General features: G+C 70.8%; 8 protein-coding genes. All 8 read right to left on the reverse strand.

Annotated features, from left to right (window positions below; genetic code table 11):
* Positions 1–556: polyprenyl synthetase family protein (locus HOQ08_RS03080; RefSeq protein ID WP_291191451.1), on the reverse strand; the 556-nt coding region annotated here is incomplete at its 3' end.
* Complete coding sequence (locus tag HOQ08_RS03085) at positions 516–773, reverse strand: exodeoxyribonuclease VII small subunit (RefSeq protein WP_291191456.1); 258 nt, start codon at positions 771–773, stop codon at positions 516–518. The genes HOQ08_RS03080 and HOQ08_RS03085, both read right to left, overlap by 41 nt.
* 240 nt (positions 774–1013) lie before the next feature.
* Positions 1014–2318, reverse strand: a complete 1305-nt coding sequence (gene tilS, locus HOQ08_RS03090) for a tRNA lysidine(34) synthetase TilS (RefSeq protein ID WP_343203809.1) — start codon at positions 2316–2318, stop codon at positions 1014–1016.
* The gene (locus HOQ08_RS03095) at positions 2311–3063 is read right to left on the reverse strand and encodes an NYN domain-containing protein (RefSeq protein ID WP_291191460.1); all 753 of its coding nucleotides are present in this window, start codon (positions 3061–3063) and stop codon (positions 2311–2313) included. The genes tilS and HOQ08_RS03095 overlap by 8 nt, the downstream gene beginning before the upstream one ends.
* Positions 3064–3183: 120 nt before the next feature.
* Positions 3184–3405 carry a hypothetical protein gene (locus HOQ08_RS03100; protein WP_291191462.1) on the reverse strand — a complete coding sequence of 74 codons (222 nt, stop codon included), beginning with the start codon at positions 3403–3405 and terminating at the stop codon, positions 3184–3186.
* Positions 3393–3569, reverse strand: coding sequence for a hypothetical protein (locus HOQ08_RS03105; RefSeq protein WP_291191465.1), 177 nt, complete (start codon positions 3567–3569; stop codon positions 3393–3395). The genes HOQ08_RS03100 and HOQ08_RS03105 overlap by 13 nt, the downstream gene beginning before the upstream one ends.
* Before the next feature lie 7 nt (positions 3570–3576).
* Positions 3577–4533, reverse strand: coding sequence for an acetyl-CoA carboxylase carboxyltransferase subunit alpha (locus HOQ08_RS03110; protein WP_291191468.1), 957 nt, complete (start codon positions 4531–4533; stop codon positions 3577–3579).
* 315 nt (positions 4534–4848) lie between these two features.
* On the reverse strand, positions 4849–5423 hold a 575-nt coding region (locus HOQ08_RS03115; RefSeq protein WP_291191471.1), incomplete at its 5' end, for an OB-fold nucleic acid binding domain-containing protein.

A 5423-nucleotide genomic window follows, 5' to 3' on the forward strand; every position in this document is an offset into this window, starting at 1 on the left:
GCGGATCGACCAGGCGCGGGGCGCGGCCAGGACGGCAGGCGCGGCTCTGCTGCCGACGGTCGGCGCCGCAGGCTCGGCCGAGCGCGCGCAGCATGGCCAGCGTACGCGGCGCGTCCGCGTGCGGATCGTGCGCGAGGATTTCGAAGGCCAGCGCCTGCAGTGCGTCCCCGGCGAGGATCGCCATCGCCTCACCATAGGCCACGTGGCAGGTGGGACGGCCGCGGCGCAGCGCGTCGTCGTCCATCGCCGGAAGGTCGTCGTGCACCAGCGAGTAGGCGTGGATCAGTTCGACCGCGCAGGCGGGCGCGTCCAGCTCGGCGCCGTCCGCGCCGAGCGCGTGGCCGGCGGCGTAGACCAGCAGCGGCCGCAGTCGCTTGCCGCCGCCGAGGACGGCGTAGCGCATGGCCTGGTGCAGTTCCAGCGGCGGCTGTTGCTCGGAGGGCAGCACGCTCGCAAGCGCCGCATCGGCGCGCGCCGTCAGCGCGAGCAACCGGGGGCCGAGCTCGGGCAGCGCGTCAGGGTTCGGATTCGAAGGGTTCGGCGTCGTCGGGCGCATCGGGATCGAGCAGCAGGCGCACGCGCAGCTCGGCCCTGTCCAGGGCCTGCTGGCAGTGTCGGTAGAGGCCGATGCCGCGCTCGAAGGAGGCCAGCGATTCGTCCAGGCTCAGCTCGCCGCCTTCCATCCGCGCCACCAGTTGTTCGAGCTCGTCCAGCGAGTGCTCGAAATCGGCGACGGAGGGGGTTTCCGCGGGGGCGGGAGCGGGTTTGGCCATGGGCCGCAACGCTAGCGCAGCGGGGGTATGGAATCAATGTTTTCGGGCAGGCAGGGCACTCCGGCGCCGGCGTCTTGCGCCAACGCTCGAGGCGAACGGATCTGTCGAACGACACGCCTGATGGCCGAACCCATCTTCTTCCGAGGGGGGCCGAAGGGCGGCTGAGGGTGCGGGCGAGCGTGACGGTGCAGCGTGCCGAACCCTCACCCCTCGCCCGAGGGAGAGCGGGCCTTGTTTCGATCAGCTGGCCGGCCTCCAGCGCGGTTGCGCGCCCAGCGCATCGAACAGCGAGGCGCCACGCGCCGTCCGCCACAGGTCGGCGACCGCGACCAGCTCCTCGCCGGCATAGAGAAGGGGGCAGGCTGCGCGCAGCCACGGCGGCAGCGCAGCCTGCTGGAACAGGTCGCGCAGCTCGCGGGTGTGCCGGTCGCCGGCGGGCTTGATGCGTTCGCCGCCGCGGCGCAGGCGAACGATGAGCGGCGTGGGCAGGCGCGCGGCCGGATCGAGTTCGAGCCGGCCGCCGTCCGGCAAGGCCAGCGCCTCGCCGTGCCAGCGCGCCTGCCAGCAGGGATCGACCGGCTGCCGCGGCGCACGCGCCCACAGCTGCCCCTTCCAGATGTGCAGCTCGGCGCCGGGCCAGCGCACGCATGGCAACTGGCCGGCACGCGCATCGCACTGGCGCTCGATCTGCCGGCGCTGCGCGGCGGTGGGCGCGCCGAGGCCGCCGGCGCGCAGCCAATGGTCGAGCAGGGGGGCGCGCAGGGCAGGATCGAGTGCGAGCCAGCCCTGCGCCTGGAGGCTGCCGGTCGCGGCATCGTGCAATGCGGTGAAAGCCTCCAGCCAGCGCGCGCGCAGGCTGTCGTCCGCGGCGCGGCACAGCGCCGCGCTGTGCAGGATCGAATCGGTGGCGTGCGGCCAATGCCCCTGCAGGCGCGGCAGGATCTCGTGGCGCAGGTGGTTGCGCGCCAGCGCGGTGTCGCGGTTGGAAGGGTCCTCGATGTACGGCAGCTGGTGGGCCTGCGCATAGGTGCGAAGCATCTCGCGTGGCAAGTCCAGCAGCGGCCGCCACAATCGACCGCGGCCCAGCGGCCGGGACGTCCGCATGCCGCCCAGCCCCTGTGGGCCCGCTCCGCGCAGCAGCTTGAGCAGCACCGTCTCGACCTGGTCGTCGCGGTGATGGCCCAGCAGCAGCCACTCGTCCGGCTGCAGCGCCTGCGCGAAGGCCGCGTAGCGAGCGTGCCGCGCCGCGGCTTCCAGGCCCTCGCCGGTATCGTGCGCGACCTGGACCGCGAGGACTTCGCAGGCGATCCCGAGCGTGGCGCAGAACGCCCGTGCCCGCGCCGCCCAATCGCCGCTGTCGACATGCAGGCCGTGGTCCACGTGAATGGCGCGCAGGCCGCGCGCACGCGCCTGCGGCAGCATCGCCAGCGCATGCAGCAGCGCGGTGGAATCCGGGCCGCCGCTGAAGGCGACGCACAGCGAGCCATCGGGATGGTCGTCGAGGGCGTCGCGCAGCGTATCGGGCAGCGTGCGCGACCTACTCACGGCTGGCCGGTTTCTTCTTGTTGCGCACGTAGATGTGCTTGCCGTTGCCGACCTGGCGCTCCTCGGCCTGGAACAGGCCGATCGCGCCGATCAGGCCGCTCAGCTTGGCGTAGCCCCAGTTGCGCGAGTCGAATTCGGGCGCGCGCTTGCTGACGATGCTGCCGACCGCACCGAGGCCAGCCCAGCCGGTGTCGTCGGCGGCATCCTCGATGGCGTTGCGCAGCAGGTTGACCAGCCGCGCGTCCTGGCGCAGCTCCTGCGCACCCCTGCGCTGCGCGGGTTCGGCCGGCTTCTCCTCGCCGCCGTCGGGCTTGCCCAGCACGTCGGTGTAGATGAAGCGGTCGCAGGCGGCGACGAAGGGCCCGGGCGTCTTGCGTTCGCCGAAGCCGTAGACGGTCAGCCCCGACTCGCGGATGCGCCGCGCCAGCGTGGTGAAGTCGCTGTCGCTGGAAACGATGCAGAAACCATCGAAGCGCCCGGTGTAGAGCAGGTCCATCGCGTCGATGATCATCGCCGAGTCGGTGGCGTTCTTGCCCTTGGTGTAGCCGAACTGCTGGATCGGCTGGATGGAGAAGTCCAGCAGCTGTTCCTTCCAGCCGCGCAGGTGGTTGTCGGTCCAGTCGCCGTAGGCGCGCTTGACGTGCGCGGTGCCGTAGCGGGCGACCTCGGCAAGCAGGCCCTCGGCCAGCGTGGGCTGGGCGTTGTCGGCGTCGATCAGCACGGCGAGCTTGGCGTGGTCGGCCATGGCGCAGGTCCGCAGGAAGGTTGGCCGATCTTAGCGCGCAGCCTGCGGCTCCCGTGGGGCCGCGCTACAGCGCGCCGGCCGTGCCGATGGCCACTGGGGCTGGCGCCGGATGCGGCTTGATCAGCCTAAAAAGTTGAGCTCGACCTTAAGGCCACAAGGATCGGTGAGGAACAGCTGCACCCGGAGTGGATCGCCGGCCGCATCGACCTCGTAGGCTACGCCGGCGGCATCCAGGCGGGCGCGGGTGGCGGCCAGCTCGGTGCAGGCGAAGGCCAGGTGGTTGAGGTAGCCGGTGGCTTGCGGTGCGGCATCGCCGGGGCCGGCGATGGTCAGGTGCAGCACGTCGATTTCGCCGGCATAGAGCCAGTGGCCGCGCGAGCCGAGCGGAATGTCGGACGCGAGCCTTCGCGCAGGCCGATCAGGTCGATGTAGAAACTGCGCAGGCGTTCGATCATCGCCTCGGGTGCGCGGATATTCGCGTGGGCGAGGCCGCGCACCCCGGTCACGCCGGCATTACCCCTGGTAGGCGCCGTAGCTGCGCAGGCGGCGGTAGCGCTGCTCCAGCAGGTCGCCTTCGGGGATGGCCTGCAGCTCGTCCAGCTGGTTCAGCAGCACGGCCTTGAGGCGGATCGCCATCGAGCGCGGGCTGCGGTGGGCGCCGCCCAGCGGTTCGCGGATGACCTTGTCGACCAGGCCGAGCTCGAACAGGCGCGGGGCGGTCATGCCGAGCGCTTCGGCGGCGTCGCGGGCCTTGTCCTGGCTCTTCCACAGGATCGAGGCGCAGCCTTCGGGCGAAATCACCGAATAGGTGGAGTACTGCAGCATGTTCACCCGGTCGCCCACGCCGATCGCCAGCGCGCCGCCGGAGCCGCCCTCGCCGATGACGGTACAGACGATCGGGGTCTTGAGGTCGGCCATTTCCAGCAGGTTGCGCGCGATCGCCTCGCTCTGGCCGCGCTCCTCGGCGCCCACGCCCGGATAGGCGCCGGGGGTGTCGATGAAGGTCAGCAGCGGCAGGCCGAAGCGCTCGGCCATCTTCATCAGGCGCAGCGCCTTGCGGTAGCCCTCCGGGCGCGGCATGCCGAAGTTGCGGCGCACCTTGGTCTTGGTGTCGCGGCCCTTCTGGTGGCCGATGATCATCACCGGCCGGCCGTTGATGCGGCCCAGGCCGCCGACGATGGCGGCGTCGTCGGCATAGGCGCGATCGCCGGCCAGTTCCTGGAATTCCTCGCAGATCACGCCGATGTAATCGAGCGTATACGGTCGCGCCGGGTGGCGCGAAAGCTGGGTGACCTGCCAGGAGGAGAGGTTGCGGAAGATGTCCGCGGTCTTGACCTTGAGCTTCTCGCGCAGGCGCGAGACTTCCTCGTCGATGTTGAACGCCTGGCCGTGGCTGGCGTGGCGCAGTTCTTCGACCTTCGCTTCCAGTTCGGCGATCGGTTGTTCGAAATCGAGGAAGTTCGGGTTCATTCGCTGCGGTTCATGACGCGGAGCGGGGCAGTATAGCGGGGCGGGTAGGCAGGCGGGGAACGGGGGCGTATGGGCGCCCACCAAGCCCGCAGCCGTTCGTCCTGAGCGTAGCGAAGCGAAGACGAAGGGCTGTCTGCCGGCGCGCCCTTCGACTCCGGCCACATGGGCCTACGCTCAGGGCGAACGGACTTTTGTTTCCTTCTCCCTGCGGTGGGGGCGAAGGGGGAAGGGTTTGGGTGGATCGGTTTTGGGTGGATCGGGGCGTAAGGTTGACCGAACCCTTTCCAACTCCTCCCGGAGGGAAGCGGCTCAGGATCAGGCTTCGCTCTTGACGATCTTCAACTTGGCCGCCTCAACCCACGACAGCCCGCGCAGCGCGCGCAGCAGGTCCGGAACGGCATTGACGCGCCAGTCCTCGCCCAGCTCCAGGTCGGCCTGCGCGGTGCGGTTGTGGTAGCCGTGCAGGATCACGCTGGCGCGGCCGCCGCGATAGCCCGCGAGCGCCTGCTTGAGTTCCTGCTCGAAGCCGGGGCCGATGCCGTTCAATTTCACCCGCAGCGCGCGGGCATGGCGCCGGCAGGCGTCGGCCAGGGTCATGGCGCCGCGCGCGCGCAGCTGGAAGCCGCCGCCGGAGAACTCGTCGATGCGCAGGCCGCCGTCGACGATCAGCATCTCGTCGCGGGTGAGCAGCGGCGCCACCTGCTGGTAGAGCTCGCCGAAGAAGCTCACCTCCACGGTGCCGGTGCCGTCCTCCAGCCGCACGAAGGCGTCGCTGTCGCCGCGCTTGCGCACGGCGGTGACCATGCCTGCCACGGTCCAGGGCGTGTCCGGCCCGCGGCGGAAGCGGTTGCCGTCGTCGTTGTCGTTCTTGCGCGGGCGCGGTGGCCGGC

This window comes from Frateuria sp. (genome assembly GCF_013362045.1).
Classification (GTDB): Bacteria; Pseudomonadota; Gammaproteobacteria; order Xanthomonadales; family Rhodanobacteraceae; genus Frateuria_A.

Coding starts and splice junctions, on each gene's coding strand:
- HOQ08_RS03085 (WP_291191456.1), bottom strand. CDS start 773: ATGGCCAAACCCGCTCCCGCCCCCGCGGAAACCCCCTCCGTCGCCGAT.
- HOQ08_RS03095 (WP_291191460.1), bottom strand. CDS start 3,063: ATGGCCGACCACGCCAAGCTCGCCGTGCTGATCGACGCCGACAACGCC.
- HOQ08_RS03110 (WP_291191468.1), bottom strand. CDS start 4,533: ATGAACCCGAACTTCCTCGATTTCGAACAACCGATCGCCGAACTGGAA.